Below are 18,852 nucleotides of genomic sequence, written 5' to 3'. Positions count from 1 at the left end.
TCAGTTAATAGGGTACAGCTGACTAACCGATCGGCACTCTTTCCAGTAGTTGAATGCAATCTGACGCGACTAAACCTACAAACGAGGCCTCTGGCAGACCCATCGTTACCCGAGGGGTTGACCGATTTTTCCTGGCGCTGGCCGATGTGGCCTCTTTTATCGGTCGCTTCTTTCGGGAAGCCTTTCTGCCTCCCTATGAATTCAAAGAAATTGTGAGGCAATGTTACGAGGTCGGTTTCCGGTCGCTGCTGCTGATTTCTACAACGGGCTTCATTACGGGTATTGTCTTCACGAACCAGTCGCGCCCGTCGCTGGCTGACTTTGGGGCTACTTCCTGGCTACCCTCGCTGATTGCTATCGCTATTGTGCGGGCGCTGGGACCGCTTGTGACAGCCCTGATTGCCGCGGGAAAAGTGGGGTCGAGCATCGGGGCCGAATTAGGCTCGATGAACGTAACGGAGCAGATCGACGCCATGGAAGTATCCGGCACCGACCCGTTCAAGTTTCTGGTTGTCAGCCGGGTAATTGCTACGTCGATCACCATCCCCTTATTGACGATGTACACCATTTTTGTAGCCTTGATTGGGGCCTACATTAACGTCAGTCAGAATGAGCAGACCAGTTTTACGTCTTACATACAGGAAGTCTTTGGTGCCATTACGTACCTGGATATTTTTGCATCCATCCTTAAATCAATCGTGTTTGGTTTCACCATCGGCATGGTTGGCTGCTACAAAGGCTACCATTCATCGAAAGGCACCGAAGGCGTTGGAAAGGCGGCCAACTCATCTGTGGTAACGGCAATGTTCCTTGTGTTTATCGAAGAATTACTCTCCCTCCAGATTGTCGGCGCAATCCGGGGAAGTTGACACTATACTGAATGAAAGAACGAAGGACCGGGCTGGCGTTCCAGTGAATGAGCGAAAATTGATGCGCCAGCCACTCGTTCGCTTATTCACTCCGCACCGGCGGCCCGGTTTCACTCTTTAACTATGGCAGACGAGAAAACAGAAACAGTTATCAGCATCCAGGGACTTAAAAAATCCTTTGGTGATTTGCACGTACTACGGGGCGTTGACCTGGAAGTAAAACGGGGCGAAAACGTGGCCGTTCTTGGCAGGTCGGGCACAGGCAAGTCAGTGTTGATAAAAATAATGGTTGGTCTGCTCAAACCAGATGCCGGACGGGTCATTATCCTGGGGGAGGATGTTGAGAAATTGCAGGGTAAGGAGCTGGATGAGTTTCGACAGAAAGTTGGATTCTCATTTCAAAGCAGTGCCCTGTACGATAGCATGAGCATTCGGGAGAATCTGGAGTTCCCGCTGGTCCGGAACGTTCGGAATCTGAGCCGCGACGACATCAACAAGGCTGTTGAAAAAGCGCTGGCCGACGTTGGGTTGTCGCAGACAATCAACCAGATGCCATCTGAACTATCGGGTGGTCAACGAAAACGTATTGGTATTGCCCGGACGCTGATTCTGAAACCAGAGATCATGCTCTATGACGAACCAACGGCTGGCCTGGACCCGATTACCAGTATTGAAATTAATAATCTGATCAATGATGTGCGTGAACGATTAGGGGCAACGTCGATTGTCATTACCCACGATCTAACCTGTGCCAAAACCACCGGCGATCGTGTAGCCATGCTGCTTGACGGTAAGTTCGAGCGGGTTGGCACGTTCGATGAAGTCTTCGCTGATCCCGACGAGCGTATCAAACAATTTTATAATTACAAATTCGTGAATTAAACAGAATAAGTTGTCAGTAGTTAGTCAAGAGTCGATAGCGGTGTCACAGATGATAACTGCTTACGAATATTAACTAGCCAGACAACAACCGCACGGGCGGCCCCGTATCAACTAACGACTCCTGACTATTGACTAACTTATGAGTACCGAATCAACTAGACGCTCCGTTATCGTCGGCATTTTTGTGCTGGCGGGCATTCTGATTTTCGTAGCCGGGGTATTTGTGCTGGGTGGTCAGCAGAAGCGCTTCACTAAAAGCATCAAGCTTATCGCCGTTTTTAAGGATGTCGGAGGGCTTAAAGCGGGAAATAATGTCTGGTTTTCAGGTGTTAAAATTGGCACCGTAAAGCGCATCAGTTTCTTTGGCAATGCGCAGGTAGAAGTAGACTTAAGCGTTGAACAGAGTTCGCAACAATATATTCGAAAAGATGCCAGCGCCAGCATTGGCTCCGACGGGTTGATTGGAAACAAAATCGTTGTGATTGCAGGCGGCACCACCAGTCATCCCGAAGTGGATGATGGCGACCGGCTTAAGACGTCAGAAGCTTTGAGTTCAGATCAGATCATGGCAACGCTCCAGGAGAACAACAACAATTTGCTACGTGTTACCAACGACTTTAAAGAGTTGGTTGGCAACCTCAAACGCGGAAAAGGCACGGTGGGCGCTGTACTGACCGATTCGATGGTGGCCGAAAATTTTAAAAAGGCGATGAAGAACCTGGAACGTGCCTCGGAAAACACCACCAAAATAACGGGTTCCGTGTCGCAGTTTGCCGCCAGATTAAACACCAAAGGCACGTTAGCCAACGAGTTAGTCACCGATACGACGGTTTTCCGGCGATTGAGCCGTTCGGCGGCCCAGCTCGAAAATACAGCCAGTTCGGCGAGTCAGACCGTTGGCAACATGAACAAAGCGTCTGAAACGCTCACCAAAACCTCCGAGAATCTCAATAAGGCATCCGAGAAACTCAATAACACGAATAGTCCGCTGGGCGTGTTACTTACCGATCAGGAAACCGCCAAAAATTTACGTACGACACTCAGTAACCTGAGTCAGGGTAGTGCGTTGCTCAATCAGGATTTAAAAGCAGCGCAAAGTAATTTTCTGCTACGTGGTTTCTTCAAGAAACAAAACAAGGCAGCCGCGAAGGCAACAGCGGACAGTATCGCAGCTGCAAAACCGTAGCACATAAAAGTATTTTTTCATTCTCACCAGATTAAAACCTAGTGCAGTTTATTATCTCCATTGCATTGCGCCGGGTTTTAACCCGGCGTTTTTTTTATCAGTCATTCTGCACCGTACTGGCTCCGCTTACCCGCTGCTGCACAGTAGGTTTACCCCGATAACGGATGTTACTGGCGCCACTGGCATTAACAACCAGCGTAGAAGCTACGTTGACATTCGCGTTGCTAGCCCCTGAAGCGTCAAGACCCACATTATCAACCGGATAACCGAAAGCCTGTAAAAGTGACTCCCCCGATAAATCAGCCGACAAGGCAGTTCCCTGTCCACTTAGACGTAATACGGACGCGCCCGACAGTTTCACATTCGTTCGTGTAGCCTGCCCGGTAAATTGACTTTCGGAAGCGCCCGACAACGTAATGTCCAGCGTACTCAGGTTCGAAAACCCGGTTATGGTAGACCGGCTAGCTCCCGAAAAATCAACACCACGTAAGATCGGCATGGTGATCGTGAAGGAAGTTTTATACTCCCGACGCCGGGCAATCCGGTATTGCGCCATGAGCGTTCCGTTACGCGTATATACCTGAAGGTCGGCCAGATTTCGTCGGTCGCCTTCAACTGTAACCCCATACGTAGTGCCCTGTTGTACTGTTATAATGAAAGCACTGCCCATGTCGATCCGGTCGAAGTCAGTGAAAGCGTAGGTTTGCTGATCACCCTGATACGGTCCTACATCCTCCCGCTTCAATGAGCATCCCGCCAGGTTGAGCAATAAGATAAGAAGGGTAACCGTGTAAAAAAGAGTAGATTTTCGTTGCGTAATTTTGGTTGTGTTCATGTCTGTGTACGTTGTTTCCCAGTCATGACAACCATATTGGCAAGTACCCCTATTGAAAGAACGATTTTTTTGAGCTTAGTTTCTCGTGGAAACATCACTGCTATATGATAGCCTAACCCGATTTTACCCCTAAATCCCCTAAAGGGGACTTTGCTCACCAGCAGACAAAGTCCCCTTTAGGGGATTTAGGGGTAAAATCGTCATAATAGTAGCATCCAAAGAAAAGGTATCCTTACTAATTCCCGTAACGCAGGCCGATATGAAAGCCAATCCAGCCCCAGTGGCGATTGTTGCTAAAGGAATCTGTACGATCAGAAAAGAGCGGAATCTCGGGTTGAAGGAGTGGCCGGGTAGTGTCGTCGTTGCTGAAGTACCAGTTGACAGATGGTCCGAAGGCCAACGCCAGATGCCGACTGAGTTTGGTTTCAAGCAGTGTACTCAGCCGAATCTGACTGTTCCACTCCTCTGTGAATGGCTTATCGAAATTAAACAGATGGTGATACGTTCCCTCCAGCGTAAACAGTGTTTTTGGCGACAGCACAAAGGCTGTTCCCAGTCCATAGCCCGCGCTTAGGTCTGGGCTGCCTTCACGCTCAAAACTATAGCCCGCTGTCAGGATATTGTAGAATTGGCGTACACCGGTACGTACCGTCACGTTAAGCAGATTAACTTCATCAGCGCCGACTTCGAAGCGTTGAAAACCACCCTTTCTTACATAACTGATCAAGCCGATGGGCACATTTCCGGCCGAATCGGCGATGTTGATCAGGCCAATCTGATGACCACCTGATACGTGTTTAGCCCGGTTAAGGATACCACTGATCTGCCAGCCTTTCACATCCCGCTGCGCGTAGTTGACCAGCCCCGCTAACTGGGCACCTGTAACGGACTGCCCCGCCGTATTGATGAGACCGCCTAACTGTACCCCGTCCACATCCTGATTCGTATAGTTGACCAGGCCAGCGATTTGTACCCCGTCAAGTGACTGTCCAACGGTATTGATCAACCCACCAACCTGCACACCCTGCACGCGCTGATTCACGTGATTGATTAGTCCACCCACCTGTACGCCATGGACCCTCCCGCCAACGATGTTCGCCAAGCCGCCCGCCTGTAGGCCCTGCACATCGGCCCGAACGAGGTTCATCAACCCGCCGATTTCAAACGCCCGTACACCAAATGAATAACCGACCAGTGCATTCACCGAAATGCGATTACTGATTCGTCCGCTCAGGCGAAGGTTGGTGCCCATAAACGGCAAAAACGACACCTGCCAATCGCGGTAGAGCGTATCCCGGTTGAGGTTCACATCGTGAATTGCCTGCTGCGCTGACACAAACAAGCGCGTGATGCCATCCCGCCCCTTGTCAAGAATCGATACGGGTCGTTGCTGGGGGGTGGAATCGGCAGGGAGAACGGGCATTTCGACGGCAACCGTAGCCAGTCCTCCCACCGGTTGAAGCGTATCCTCCGTGACGCGAATGGGTGGCAGTGCTTTTACAGTCGACGTATTGAGCGGTTGGGGCGTCATCCGGATGCTCAACGAATGAGGAAGCCGGGACCGAATAATAACCGTCTCGCCCAGATAATCCCGCTTGCGAACGTCTAAACGAACCGATGGCAGGTTCGTCGGGAGCCGAAGCCGATAGTATCCAAATGGATTGCTGACGGTAGACGCCAGCGTTGTTTTCTCGAAAATGCTGGCCTGAGCGATACGTTCCCCTGTCTGCTCATCCAGAATATAGCCATCGAGCAGGAAGTTTTTAGGTGCTGTTTCGGGTAGTTCGGCACGTAGCAGAATGACGTGATTCCCCCGCGATTTGAACGTCACCCGATGCTGAAATACCCGATTCAATACGTCGCGAACAGGCACATTGACCAGTCGGATCGTTATGAGCGCGTTGCCCTCCAGGATCGTTGTGCTATATGAAAAGTCGAACCGGCCAGCGTTACTGATTTGACGTAGCGCATTTTCGACTTTCTCATTACGGATATCGACTGAAATCAACCGGTCGAGCGGAGGTGTTGGCTGAGCCAGCAGTTGACCGGTTGTGAAGACGAAAACCAGATTAATTAAATAACGCATGACACTCATAGCAGATGGTTTTCTTCTGAGACACCCATCTGTCCGTTTCCCCCTATTTACTGACAACCAGCCCCCTCTAAAATTACCTGCTTCCCTTCGTGGCGGATACGCAAACCGAGGGTTTCGGCCGTAACCGCCAGCACCGTTTCCAGGGAGGTTCTGTCGAAACGGGTAGTCAGGCGACAATTACCAAGCCGGGCATTTGCCAGCCGGACATCGGCATTATAAACCTGATTAATCGCCTGCACCACGTCGCGTAGCGGTTCCTTGTCGAATACCAGTTGGCCAGTTTTGTAGGCAAAAGCATTCTGAGACAGGAGCATTGCCCGACGGATCGTATCGGCTGAAGCCTCGAAGGTTGCCTGCTGATTTCTGGTAAGCAAAACGACTTTTTTACCCCCCGAAAACCGAACTTTCCCCGTCTGAACCGCCACACTCACATTTGCATCGTAGGCCCGAACACTGAACGACGTCCCCAGTACCTGCACCACATTTTTACGCGCCTGAATCCGAAACGGACGCGTCGGATCGGGCGTTACGTCGAAAAAAGCCTCACCGGTTAAAGTAACCTCTCGTCGTTCGTCGGCAAAGGTGGCGGGGTAACGTAGCGTCGAGTGGCGATTCAGTAAAATTCGGGTTCCATCGGGTAATATCTTGCTGATTTTCTGTTCATTCGTCGTGAGCGTCACCATGTTCCGGGCCGGATGATCCTTGCCCATGAACTGGAGTCGGAAAGTTAGCCAGCCCATCCCCCCTACTAGGGCCAGAAAAGCGGCAACCCGCCACAGCGCTTGGTACCCACCTGTCTGACGATCGCCAGGCTGGACCGGCAGTGGCTTAACAATGGGCTCCGATTTAGTAACCGGTTTCCGATCAACCGTTCGTATTTTCTGCTGTACTTTTTTCCAGGCCGCATTCGTATCAACCGCTGATGCGCCGGGGGACGTAGCAGACCACTCTCCGGCGGCCTCCCAGATACGTTCGAATTTCTCAAAATCCTCGTGGCCAGGGGCCGACGGACCGGGACGACTGGCAAGCCACTGCCGCACCCGAGCCGTTTCGGCCGGATCGGTTTCGCCCGCCAGAAACTTGCCCAGCAGGGCGTCATCTATGGGTTGTTGGTCGGCCATCGTTCAGGAGTGACTTAGCAGCCACATGACTAAAATAGGTAAATAATCACTCAGTTCAGTACGTAAAATACGAAGGGCCTTCCCTATCTGGTTTTCAACCGTTTTGATAGAAATCCCCAATTGGTCCGCAATTTCCTGGTATTTCAACTCATCAAATCGACTCAGCGTAAACGCCAGCCGACACTGTTCAGGCAATTTCTGAATGGCACGTTGTAACCGGTCAGCAAGCTCATCGCCAATCAGCGTCTGCACGGGCGACTCCGCCGTATCATGGCCGACGTAGCGGATATGTTCCCGATGCTCATTTCGGACGGTTTCGTGTTTGATCCGGTTTAAACAACGGTTGTGCACCGCCCGATACAGATATGATTTTAAGGACGTCGTAATAAATATCCCGTCTCGCTTTTCCCAGAGAACCAGAAACATAGCCTGTACTTCCTCCTCGGCCTCGTCGGGGTCGGCCAGTAATTGTCGGGCATAGCGGCACAAGGACGCATAATGCTGCCGGAATACGGACTCAAAAGCCTGTTCATTGCCATTCCGGATGGCCGCCAGTATGTCCTGCTCAATCGGTGGCACTGCAATAGATTGGTGGATGATAGGAGGTCGTAAAGCTATCATTTTTGGCTGAACACACGCTTGGTCAGCGCTATGACACTTATCCACCGGCGTACCCCTACGCGACTCTGAAATAAATTTATCAGCGAGTAACAACGAAGACTTGGCTACAACGCCAGATGGCTCGACTGGATAGGTTCACCGTAGAAAACGGTTGCCTGCCGGTCAAAGTCCTCGGTTGAGTCGGTCGTCAGAAATGCTCGTTGGCTATGTTTGCTGCATTGCGCATCAATTTCAGGATGGCGGCTTAGGTAGTCGACAAGACTATCAGCTACAATAGCCCCCTGACTCACAATCGTTGCGTGAGCCGGTGCAGCCTGTATAATTTTGTCAAGCAACAGGGGGTAATGCGTGCAGGCCAGCAATAACGTATCAATTTCCGGCGATCGAGCCATCAGGCGATTTACGTGTTGCGCAACAAAGTAATCAGCGCCGGGATTCGCGTATTCACCGTTTTCGACCAGGGGCACCCACATGGGACACGCTTCCTGAAAGACAGCCAGTTCAGGAAAAAGCTTCTCTATTTCAACCACATACGATTCCGACGTAACCGTCCCCCGCGTAGCCAGAATGCCCACATGACCCGTTTTTGAATAATTCCCGATCACTTCGGTCGTGGGCCGAATAACGCCCAACACCCGACGATCCGGCGCCAGCGTCGGCAGGTCCAGTTGCTGAATATTACGTAGTGCTTTGGCGGAAGCCGTGTTGCAGGCCAGAATAACGAGTCGACAGCCCGAGTTGAATAAGTGCTGCACACATTCCAGCGTATACTGATAGACTGTCTCGAAAGAGCGGGTACCGTAGGGCGTTCGGGCATTATCGCCCAGGTACACGTAATCGTATTGCGGGAGTTTACGAACAATTTCGCGCAGGATAGTCAGGCCACCATAGCCCGAATCGAAAACGCCAATGGGTTGAGTCATGCCCAAATGTACGGTAGATAGCTTGTTGCCACCAAAAATTTGAGAAACCAAAACATTCACTTACTATTAACATCAAAACGACCTGAAGTACTCTATCTTCACAGTTTAACCACTACGTATCCGTCGTTTTCAATTCCACATGCCAGGCTTACGCCCCTGCGCTTTTTTGGCGCTCTTCCTTTTCGGGTTTTATTCGACGTCAATTGGCCAGCAGCGTTCAGTTTTTCACGGCGAGATAGAAGCTGGCAGTATTATCTCATCAGAGTCAGTCACGCCCTTCTGGCTACGTACCAACCAATATGGCATCGTTCCCAATCAGGCGCCGGCTGGTCTTTTTCAGGCCGCCATCAGGAAATCATATGCACAACCAGACTCCGCTCATACCCGAAAATTCAGTTGGGGGTTTACCCTGAACCCGGTGCTGACGTATGACCGGAATGATAAACTAAAGGTCCTGTTGCCAGAAGCCCATCTTAAGGTCAGATTCAAAGCCATCGAACTTTACGCCGGCCGCCGACGGGAGGTGATAGGTTTGGGCGACACGACATTATCGTCTGGATTTTATGCCGTTTCAGGCAATTCGCTACCTGTTCCTAAACTACAGATTGGCACAATAGGCTATGCACCACTTCATTTTACGAACGATTTTCTGGCGGTCAACGCGGGTTTTTCGCACGGTTGGTTCAATGTACCCTACCTTCAGGGCGTTCGTCTCCATCAGAAATATCTGTACCTGCGCTTCGGCAAACCGGCTTCATCGTTTAAATTTTATGCGGGCGTCAATCATCAGGTTCAATGGGCTGGTCATGCTGACTACTTAAAACAGCGACCCGACATTGCCGACGCGAACGGTTACTTTCCGTCTGACTGGAGTTTTTATAAATACGTAGTGTTTTCTTACACACCTAAAGACTATGGAAAAATAGCAGGCTACACCGATTTTGATAGTTACCGGGTTGGGAATAGTGTTGGCAGTATTGACTTTGGAGCTGAGTTCACGACGGAGGGGCATAAATTCATGGCCTATTATCAGCATGCCTACGAAGACGTATCAGGCATTGTCTTTCTAAACATGCCGGATGGTCTCTGGGGACTGAGTTGCGCCTTTACACCCGAACAACCGACGGCCTTCCACCTAACGCGTTTAAATCTTGAATTTCTGACAACCAAAGATCAGACCGCACCTACGTTTGATATTCCGGGAAGCAAGTATCAGGGTGGCGATAATTATTACAATCATAGTCAGTATACCGAAGGTTGGTCCTATTTCGGACGGACCATCGGCACACCTTTCATTGCGCCGGGTCAGGACTTCGACAAGAAATTTCCCTTGCCCAACGGGCAGTTTTTCCCCAATAATCGCGTGAATATGTGGTACGTTGGATTACAGGCTTCGTATCGAAAAGCGACGTTTCTGCTTCGTACTTCGTACAGCAAAAATTACGGTACCTTCAAAGATCAATCCACAAACTCCAACTACCCAACGCAGTTTTCGGGGTTGATTTCGGCTCAAATTCCGATCTCGCGCTGGAATCATGTGGCTCTTATTTCCAAACTGTCGATAGATAATGGTGGCTTGTATACCAATACCATCGGGGGTTATATTGGCGTGAAAAAGAGTTGGTAGGAATTATTCATACCGGGTTTTAACCCGGCGATAATGAAAAAGCCTAACCAAGCCGGTGTTACGTTACTTGCTGGCTTTCTTCTTAGCATCCACCAGCAACGCGTCCAGGGCGTTTCGATCATACACTTTACCCCGAAGAACAACGGTGCTGATCGCCTGAGTAGCCGAAATATCCAGCAATGGATTTTTATTGAGCAGGACAATATCAGCACTTTTTCCGGGTGCGATATCCCCATACAGTCCTGTTTTATTCAGGAAAACAGGACCCGGAATAATCGCCGATTGCAGGGCCTGCAAGGGAGTCAATCCGGCTTTCACGAAATAGCCAAGTTCATGATGGAGGCCAAGGCCCGGATATACGTAGGAGTTCAGAAAACCCGCATCGGTTCCGGCCATAATCGTCACGCCCGCTTTGTGCAACAGGGGAAGCAATGAACTCGATTTTTCATAAACGGCATGGCGTTCGGCAATGGCATTCGCATCGTCCTTAGCCACCCGGCTCACCCGCCAGGCATAGGTATTTTTCAACCCTTGCCCGATGTATTGCAGATACGTATCGTTCCGGTGGTTATCCTGATCCAGATAAGCCACTGTGCGGCTGATGTTTAACGTTGGCACTACGAACGTACCGTTTTTTGCCATGCGTTTATACACCGCCAGCGCCGTGGCTTCGTCGAAACTTTGCATGACCATGGGCGACGCCAGCCGGGCCGTTAGCTGCCCCAACCTCACCTTGTCGGCAACTTCTTTGTCGCGCGTAGACCCCGCCTTGAGCACGTAGCTCATGTGTTCCACCGAACCTAAACCCGCCGACGACACTTCGTCCATCGTTAGCGCAAACGGTACGTGTCCCGAGGTTTTCATCCCCCGTTTTTTGGCCTCCTGTAGAATGTACAGGTAGATGTCCGGTTTGATGGTGTTGTCGGTAATCTTCACGAAATCGACTTTCAACCCTTGCAGCGAATCGAGCATTTTATCGACTTCGGCAGGTGTACTGACCTCGATATCGCCCACCCAGCTCGATTTGTAGCCTTCCAGCTTGGGGCCAGAAGTGAATAAGGTAGGGCCCGCCAACGTACCATTTGCAATCTGATCGCGCCATTGCAACACCGACGCACTCAGGTCGGCAGCGGCATCACGAATGCCCGTAATACCATGAGCGATATACAGCGGAAACATGTTTTTATTCTCCTCGATCAACGTGTCGCCACCACCGAAATGGACGTGCATATCCCACAGGCCCGGAATGATAAATTTCCCGCTGGCATCGACAACTGTCCTGGCCTGAAAATCCTTGCCTTTCGATTCATCGTAAACGCCCAGAATTTTATCTCCCTGAACAGCAATGATTTTTCCGGTCAGAATTTTCCCCGTCCGCACATCAATCAGCGAACCCGACTTGATGAGCACATCAACGTTTTGCTTCTGGGCAACGGCCATGTTAACCGTAGCAATCAGAAGCAGTAGAGGAAGAAGGTTCCGCATAATGAATTTGGCGTTCGGCGTAGTCTCTGACTACGCCGAGCATAAAGCTTCCCCAAAGTTTTATGCTTTGGGGAAGTTGAAAAGTAGTTTTTGCTTTTTTAGTTACCCTAAGAGTTCTTTCCCCTGCGCCAGTGCAGCATCTAATCCCGATGAATCGGTGCCGCCCGCCGTGGCGAAAAATGGCTGCCCGCCACCACCGCCTTTGATGTTTTTAGCTAGCTCTTTTACAACTTGACCCGCGTTCAGATTCTTACCCTGAATCAGCGAGTCGGGCAGCATCACGGCGAGTTGTGGCTTCCCGTTGATGTCGGCGCCAAGTACAACGGCGAGGTTGTCTACTTTTGCTTTCAGGTCGTAAGCCAGTTGTTTTAGCGCATCAGCCGATGGTACGTCTACTTTTTCAACCAGCCGCGAGTGCCCGTTAACGGCTTCTACTTTATCCAGAAGCTGGTTTTTCAATTGCTGTACTTTCTCATTCTGCAACGCTTCGACCTGCTTTTGCAACGCACTACGTTCGTCCATCAGCGTTTTCACGGCTTTCACTACGTCCTTGGGCGCCTTCAACAGCTCTTTCAGTTCGCCTACAACGGCCATTTGTTCATTCACTAACGTTTCAGCACCTAATGCCGTTTTAGCCTCAACTCGACGAATGCCCGTCGAAACTGAGCCTTCGCCCGTGAATTTGAACAGACCAATGCGGCCAGTTCTGTAAACGTGTGTGCCGCCACAAAGCTCAACCGAGTAGTTAGGATCAAACGTAATGACGCGAACAAAATCACCGTATTTCTCACCGAACAAAGCGGTTGCCCCTAATTGTTTGGCCTGTTCAATGGGCACGTTACGTTTCTCATCGAGCGGAATGTCTTCCCTAACTTTCTCATTCACAATCCGCTCTACTTCAGCCAATTGTTCATCAGTCACTTTACTGAAGTGCGAGAAGTCGAAGCGTAAGGCATCGGGACCAACGTAAGAACCCTTTTGCGCTACGTGATTACCCAGCACTTGACGCAACGCCGAATGCAGCAAGTGCGTTGCCGAGTGATTGCTTGCGATCAAATCCCGACGAGCAGTGTCAACACGAGCAATTACTCTTTGGTTGATTGAAAGATTATGTTCAAGCTTAATATCATCGTCTGTACCGTTTACTATCAATACAGATAAATCATTTTCTTTTTTAGTATCAACAACTTGAACTATGTATTTTGGGGTTGGATCATCTGGTGTATTTCCCCATAAAACTAATTCCAGAACTCCGGTGTCACCTACCTGCCCACCAGATTCAGCGTAGAACGGGGTTTCTCTTAATACAATTTGATACTGTGGGCCTTGTTTGTTCTGAATTTTGCGATATTTAATTATGTAAGTGTCAGCTTCTAACCTATCATAACCGACAAACTCTGGTTTCTGATCATAAAAATTATCAGCTTGGCTTAATACCATCCAGTCACCCGCCGATGACGTAGCATCTTTCCGAGACCGGGCTTTCTGCTCCTGAAGTGCCTTCTGGAAACCCGCTTCATCGATCGAAAACCCCTTTTCACGAGCGATCAAAGCAGTAAGATCTGACGGAAACCCGTAAGTATCATTTAACTCAAAAACTATATCGCCAGGTATAGTATGAAACTTATCCTTGTTCTTAATCCATTGAGCATATTTAAAATTTAATTTTATATCATCATCGTCTTCTGAGAGATAATCAACGTGGTGGCTATTTGTTATGTCCTCAATGATGCCATCAAGTCGTTTGAGACCATTAGCTAACGTCCGCAGGAACGCACTTTCTTCTTCGCGAATAACCGTTGCCACAAAATCACGTTGGGCGAACAGTTCGGGGAAGACATCGGCAAACTGATCGGCCAGTGTTGGCACGAGTTTGGTCATGAACGGCTCGTTCAGGTTCAGGTACGAATAGCCATAACGGATGGCGCGACGCAGAATCCGACGAATTACATAACCCGCTTTGGCATTCGAGGGCACCAGGCCGTCGGCAATCGCGAACGATACCGCCCGGATGTGGTCGGCAATAACGCGCATCGCTACGTCCGTCATGCCTTTGCCCGCTTCATAGTTCTTACCCGACAGTTCTTCGATGACCTTGATCGTTCCCGAGAAAACGTCGGTGTCGTAGTTCGACTTTTTACCCTGAATGGCCATGCACAGGCGTTCGAAGCCCATCCCCGTATCGACGTGCCGAGCGGGCAGCGGCTCCAGCGAGCCGTCGGCCTTGCGGTTGAACTGCATGAACACGAGGTTCCAGATTTCAACCACCTGCGGGTGATCGGCATTGACCAGATCCTTACCCGGCGTTTCGGCCACTTCTTCGGGCGACCGCAGATCAACGTGAATTTCGGAGCAGGGACCGCACGGACCCGTATCGCCCATTTCCCAGAAGTTGTCTTTTTTATTGCCGTAAATAATGCGGTCTTCGCCCACGATGGGTTTCCACAGATCGAACGCTTCCTGATCGAAGGGCACGTTGTCTTTATCGTCGCCCTGAAAAACCGATACGTAGAGCCGGTCTTTGGGTAATTGATAGATTTCCGTCAGCAGCTCCCACGCCCAGGTAATGGCTTCTTTCTTGAAATAATCACCGAACGACCAGTTGCCGAGCATCTCGAACATGGTGTGGTGATACGTATCGAAACCCACATCTTCCAGGTCATTGTGTTTACCCGACACGCGCAGGCATTTCTGCGTATCGGCGACACGTTTGGACGGGGGCGTACCGTTGCCAAGAAAAAAATCTTTGAATTGCGCCATGCCCGAATTATTGAACATCAGGGTCGGGTCGTTTTTAGCGACAAGCGGAGCCGAAGCAACAATCAGGTGTCCTTTGGAGCGGAAGAAATCAAGAAAATGCCGCCGTATTTCGTGGGAAGTCATAAAAAAAGTCGTAAGTCATTAGTCGATAGTTGTAAGTTACTGGTTGCTACCCGCAGGCACTATGTACTATTGACTTACGACTACCGACTATTTTTGCAAAATTACGCCAAAACTTGCAGGTTTCGTGGAACATCAGCAAGTTTGTCATATGGAAGATTCGGGCAAGCTATACTATGGGATTAAGGAGGTGGCAGATCGATTTCAGATCAATGCGTCCAAACTACGCTTCTACGAAAAGGAGTTCCCGATGCTCCAGCCCAAGAAAAACCGCTCCGGCGACCGGGTCTATACGCAGGCCGATATCGACCTGCTGACCGAAATTCTGGACCTGATCAACCAAAAAAAATATACGATTCCCGGCGCCCGCGAATTTCTGACCAGCCGGGACAATCGCCAGCGCGAAAACGCCAAATACATCGCCAAGCTGACTAAATTGAAGAAATTTTTGGAGAAGATGCGGGCGGACCTGGATAAGCCACAGGAGGAAGTCTCTCAGGAAAACGAGGCCTAGCCGGTAGAAAGTTATACAATTGCTTCATTTCATCAGGGCTTTTTCGTCCCATCTGAAGGGTGTTGTTTGGATAAACTGGTTTTTCCCAATAGAAATCAGTAAGCTTGCAGAAGTCGTCACTTACCTTTGTTTCGTTTACAAAACCAGATTTCTTTTTCGTGCCTACCGACACCCAACATCAAATTGCCCTGACGCTCGTGCCCGGCGTAGGGAGTATTCTTATCCGACAACTGGTTAGTTATTGCGGCTCTGCTGCTGATGTGTTCCGGTCACCCCTGGCCCGCCTGATGAAAGTGCCCGGCATTGGGGACGTAACAGCCCGCGCCATTCTGAAACCCGGTATTCTGACAGAGGCCGAACAAGTAATCAAACGCTTAGACAAGCTGGGCGCAACCCCACTGTTCTATACTGACAAAGCCTATCCATCCCGATTAAAAACGCTTTATGACGCACCCGCTCTCCTCTATTTTCAGGGATCAGGCAGCCTGAACATATCCCGTACGATTGGCCTGGTCGGCACGCGGCAGGCTACCGACTACGGACGACGTATCACGACCGAAATCATCGAGGCCGTAGTACCCTATGGCGTTACCATCATCAGCGGGCTGGCCTATGGTATCGATATTGCCGCACACCGCGCAAGTTTGGTCCACAACTTGCCTACCGTTGGCGTGATGGCCAGCGGACTCGATATTATCTACCCAAACGTCCATCAGAAAACAGCCGGAGAAATGCTCGTACAGGGCGGTTTACTCACAGAAAGTCTGCCCGGTACCAAGCCTGACGCGCATCTATTTCCGGCACGAAATCGCATTATTGCCGGCCTGAGCGATGCCGTCGTGGTTGTTGAAGCTGCTGCAAAAGGCGGTGCCCTGATTACGGCCGAATACGCCAACAATTATCACCGCGAGGTATTCGCCGTACCGGGTCAGTTAAATCAGGCATTTTCGGCGGGTTGTAACAAACTCATTCGAGAGAATAAAGCGCAGATTTACACCAGTCCGAAAGACATTATCGAAGCACTTAATTGGGATCAGCCCAGTGAGCATCTGTCTAAAAAGAACATAGCCCCCGCGTTGCCGGTGGATATTACCGAAGAAGAAAGTCAGATTGTGGCCTTACTACGGCAATCGGCTGATTTGCACATTGACGATTTGAGTTGGAAAACCCAGATTCCCATGGGACGGATGGCCTCCCTCCTGCTCAATCTGGAGTTTCGGGGATTTGTGCGCTCACTACCCGGCAAGAAATACGCCGTTGTCTATGTTTAACTAAACTCGATAAGCACCTGCCCTTTCTCTACCCGGTCACCCTTCGCGACGTGAATGGTTTTCACCGTTCCATCGCCGGGCGCTTTCAGCAGGTTCTCCATCTTCATGGCTTCCAGAATCAGCATACTATCGCCCTTGCTAATGGTATCACCCGTCTGAACACTTATCCCCACAATTAGACCCGGCATGGGTGCTTTCAGGTTATTAACTTTCGCGCTCGCTACGTTATTCATGCCCATTTTCTCGAGCAATAAATCAAAGCGATCTTTCAATTGAACCTGATGAATATGACCATTTATTTTCAGGCTAACCGTTTTCTCAGCCGCATTCAGGTCCAGCACTTCGGCGTTATAGGAACGATTCTGATGGATAACATGAAACGTCCGATCCGAGAGCTTGGCCAAATCCCAGACGAACGGCTCGCCATTGAGTGTAGGGCCATCTGGGGCGAAATCAATGGTTAACGACTGATTGTTAAGGGTTGCGGTATACATATCATTTTTATAAATCGCCGGGTTAAAACCCGGTGCAATGTAGTAGCAATAAGCTTATACTGCGCCGGGTTTTAACCCGGCGAACCTGTAAGGTCACACAAACACTTCTGCATACTGCTCAGCAATTTCGTCCAGAATGGCGCTTACTTCGCTGTATGAATCGTTCGTCACCAGCCGCATTCGGTAGGGTTTGAAATCCGGCAATCCTTTGAAGTAGTTAGCGTAGTGTCGTCGCATTTCAAACAAGCCTACGATTTCGCCCTTCCAGCGGATTGAGAAATCCAGGTGTTGGCGGCACACAGCGACCCGGTCGGCGATGGTGGGGGGGGCCAGATGCTCACCCGTTTGGGCAAAGTGCTTGATTTCGTTGAAGATCCACGGATGCCCAATACTCGCCCGGCCAATCATGACACCATCCACACCATATCGATTCTTATATTCCAGGGCTTTTTCGGGTGAATCAATATCACCGTTTCCAAAAATCGGGATCTGGATGCGTGGGTTGTCTTTAATACGTCCGATCAGTGTCCAGTCGGCTTCACCTTTGTACATCTGTACACGCGTGCGGCCGTGAATCGTCAACGCTTTGATGCCAATATCCTGTAAGCGTTCGGCGACCTCGCCCACGTTTTTGGTGTTATCGTCCCACCCAAGCCGGGTTTTCACGGTTACGGGTAGATGGGTAGCTTTCACGACGGCTTCGGTCATGCGCACCATCTTCGGAATATCCTGCAACAAAGCGGCCCCTGCCCCACGGCAGGCCACGTTCTTAACCGGACAACCGTAGTTAATATCAATTAAATCGGGCTTAGCCCCCGTGGCAATTCGGGCGCACTCGCCCATGGTTTCTACATCGGAACCGAATAATTGAATCCCGATAGGCCGCTCATATTCAAAAATATCTAACTTCTGAACGCTCTTTGCCGCGTCGCGAATCAACCCTTCCGACGAAATAAATTCCGTGTACATCAAATCGGCGCCGTTGGCTTTGCAGACCGCCCGAAACGGCGGATCGCTAACATCCTCCATGGGAGCCAGCAACAACGGAAAATCCGGGAGTTGAATAGTGCCAATAGTTACCATTACGTGGTTTTATGTGATATAATATCGGCTGTAGAATACCGATTAAAATTTTCTGCTACGTATGTCGGTTTATAAAAACCGCCATCAATACGCATTACAATATAAGAATTTTAGCACAATTCTAGAGCCGAATTGGTTCCCAATCCAGGTTTCAGGAACGACCTTGTACGCTTACAGGGAACGCTTTACATCGCGCCCCGATTGCGGACGGGATTTGCCTTATGTCTGGCGAAGAGCTTCACAAGCAAATTTAATCTGATTAATTACGGCTATTCAGGCATCTTCCTAGCTAGCTTTGATTAAGTTAATTTTATTTTTAATAATTCTATCAATATCCTATCTATATACACCATGAGTGTATTTTTCTCACTTATTTTGATTTTTAATTAACAACTGCCAACTACACATAAATGTCAAGTCAGGTTAAATTCAAAGTCACTGTTAGAGCAACCGCCCCCTCTCCCTGGGATTTTCAGCCCATTAACAAGGAACAGATTTTAGCACACACGATCAGGTCGTTTTATATGCAGGCCCACAAACGCTGTGAAGAAATCGCACAAAGAAATTATCCGATTCGGTATGATCCAAAACAGGGAAAATATATTGGAAATGTTGAGGAACATTTTGTGGATAAGGCTCGCTTAATGGTCTATGAAGGCGCTTTTGCTGGCGAAAATTTCTACCAAACTCAGCAAGGTCGTGTTGAATGGTACTCCGCAAATGATCATCAGGTTTACACGTTTGACCCTGGCTTCTACTACGACTACGTATTTATCCTTAGCGATTTCACGTAGCCGGCGTCAAACCCGTTAAAAAGACAAACCCCAACCCTAATCAGGTCGGGGTTTGTCTTTTTGGGTGTAAATTGCGCCAGTTACACAACATCAGGTGGCCGTTAACGTAATGTTTCAACAGCGTTTTGATAAATACAGACGTATCAAGTGGTTGCATACTATTAAATAAATT

At 49.7% G+C, this 18,852-nt stretch carries 16 protein-coding genes; 7 read left to right on the top strand and 9 right to left on the bottom strand.

Annotated features, from left to right (window positions below):
* The first annotated feature begins 53 nt into the window (after positions 1 to 53).
* From ACYVEA_RS12230 to ACYVEA_RS12220, 3 genes are all read left to right on the top strand, one after another.
* Entirely contained in the window at positions 54 to 869 is an 816-nt protein-coding gene (locus tag ACYVEA_RS12230; protein ID WP_461113704.1) for an MlaE family ABC transporter permease, read from the top strand.
* A gap of 123 nt (positions 870 to 992) precedes the next feature.
* Positions 993 to 1,751, top strand: coding sequence for an ABC transporter ATP-binding protein (locus ACYVEA_RS12225; RefSeq protein ID WP_461113703.1), 759 nt, complete (start codon positions 993 to 995; stop codon positions 1,749 to 1,751).
* Between the two features lie 139 nt (positions 1,752 to 1,890).
* A complete protein-coding gene (locus tag ACYVEA_RS12220) occupies positions 1,891 to 2,937 on the top strand; it encodes an MlaD family protein (protein ID WP_461113702.1) in 1,047 nt (348 codons plus the stop codon).
* A gap of 97 nt (positions 2,938 to 3,034) precedes the next feature.
* On the opposite strand, the gene ACYVEA_RS12215 is transcribed toward ACYVEA_RS12220, so the two are convergent.
* The 5 genes from ACYVEA_RS12215 to murI form a co-directional block, all read right to left on the bottom strand.
* The gene (locus ACYVEA_RS12215; protein WP_461113701.1) at positions 3,035 to 3,772 is read right to left on the bottom strand and encodes a head GIN domain-containing protein; all 738 of its coding nucleotides are present in this window, start codon (positions 3,770 to 3,772) and stop codon (positions 3,035 to 3,037) included.
* A 235-nt stretch (positions 3,773 to 4,007) separates the two neighbouring features.
* Positions 4,008 to 5,858, bottom strand: a complete 1,851-nt coding sequence (locus ACYVEA_RS12210) for an STN and carboxypeptidase regulatory-like domain-containing protein (protein WP_461113700.1) — start codon at positions 5,856 to 5,858, stop codon at positions 4,008 to 4,010.
* Positions 5,859 to 5,914: 56 nt separating this feature from the next.
* A complete protein-coding gene (locus ACYVEA_RS12205) occupies positions 5,915 to 6,988 on the bottom strand; it encodes a FecR family protein (protein WP_461113699.1) in 1,074 nt (357 codons plus the stop codon).
* Positions 6,989 to 6,991: 3 nt separating this feature from the next.
* The gene (locus ACYVEA_RS12200; protein ID WP_461113698.1) at positions 6,992 to 7,609 is read right to left on the bottom strand and encodes an RNA polymerase sigma-70 factor; all 618 of its coding nucleotides are present in this window, start codon (positions 7,607 to 7,609) and stop codon (positions 6,992 to 6,994) included.
* Between the two features lie 104 nt (positions 7,610 to 7,713).
* Positions 7,714 to 8,532: a glutamate racemase gene (murI, locus tag ACYVEA_RS12195; RefSeq protein ID WP_461113697.1), complete on the bottom strand. Its 819-nt coding sequence runs from the start codon at positions 8,530 to 8,532 to the stop codon at positions 7,714 to 7,716.
* A gap of 139 nt (positions 8,533 to 8,671) precedes the next feature.
* Here murI and ACYVEA_RS12190 point away from each other — a divergent pair, with 139 nt between their 5' ends.
* The gene (locus ACYVEA_RS12190; protein ID WP_461113696.1) at positions 8,672 to 10,159 is read left to right on the top strand and encodes a capsule assembly Wzi family protein; all 1,488 of its coding nucleotides are present in this window, start codon (positions 8,672 to 8,674) and stop codon (positions 10,157 to 10,159) included.
* A gap of 63 nt (positions 10,160 to 10,222) precedes the next feature.
* Here ACYVEA_RS12190 and ACYVEA_RS12185 read toward each other — a convergent pair whose 3' ends face one another.
* Entirely contained in the window at positions 10,223 to 11,644 is a 1,422-nt protein-coding gene (locus ACYVEA_RS12185; protein WP_461113695.1) for an amidohydrolase family protein, read from the bottom strand.
* Between the two features lie 102 nt (positions 11,645 to 11,746).
* Positions 11,747 to 14,527, bottom strand: coding sequence for an alanine--tRNA ligase (gene alaS, locus ACYVEA_RS12180; RefSeq protein ID WP_461113694.1), 2,781 nt, complete (start codon positions 14,525 to 14,527; stop codon positions 11,747 to 11,749).
* A 124-nt stretch (positions 14,528 to 14,651) separates the two neighbouring features.
* Here alaS and ACYVEA_RS12175 point away from each other — a divergent pair, with 124 nt between their 5' ends.
* Both ACYVEA_RS12175 and dprA read left to right on the top strand, forming a co-directional pair.
* A complete protein-coding gene (locus ACYVEA_RS12175) occupies positions 14,652 to 15,038 on the top strand; it encodes a MerR family transcriptional regulator (protein WP_461113693.1) in 387 nt (128 codons plus the stop codon).
* 158 nt (positions 15,039 to 15,196) lie between these two features.
* Positions 15,197 to 16,309, top strand: a complete 1,113-nt coding sequence (dprA, locus tag ACYVEA_RS12170; RefSeq protein WP_461113692.1) for a DNA-processing protein DprA — start codon at positions 15,197 to 15,199, stop codon at positions 16,307 to 16,309.
* On the opposite strand, the gene ACYVEA_RS12165 is transcribed toward dprA, so the two are convergent.
* Positions 16,306 to 16,803, bottom strand: a complete 498-nt coding sequence (locus ACYVEA_RS12165; protein WP_461113691.1) for an acyl-CoA carboxylase biotin carboxyl carrier protein subunit — start codon at positions 16,801 to 16,803, stop codon at positions 16,306 to 16,308. The two genes, dprA and ACYVEA_RS12165, sit on opposite strands and share 4 nt — an antisense overlap.
* 93 nt (positions 16,804 to 16,896) lie before the next feature.
* Positions 16,897 to 17,886, bottom strand: a complete 990-nt coding sequence (gene dusB / locus ACYVEA_RS12160; RefSeq protein ID WP_461113690.1) for a tRNA dihydrouridine synthase DusB — start codon at positions 17,884 to 17,886, stop codon at positions 16,897 to 16,899.
* Between the two features lie 410 nt (positions 17,887 to 18,296).
* On the opposite strand from dusB, the gene ACYVEA_RS12155 reads away from it, so the two are divergent.
* Positions 18,297 to 18,680 (top strand): hypothetical protein, encoded by a 384-nt coding sequence (locus ACYVEA_RS12155; protein ID WP_461113689.1) that lies wholly within the window; start codon positions 18,297 to 18,299, stop codon positions 18,678 to 18,680.
* The last annotated feature ends 172 nt before the right edge of the window (positions 18,681 to 18,852 follow it).

It is taken from the genome of Spirosoma jeollabukense (assembly GCF_054777855.1).
This window is presented reverse-complemented; position numbering and strand designations above follow the sequence as displayed.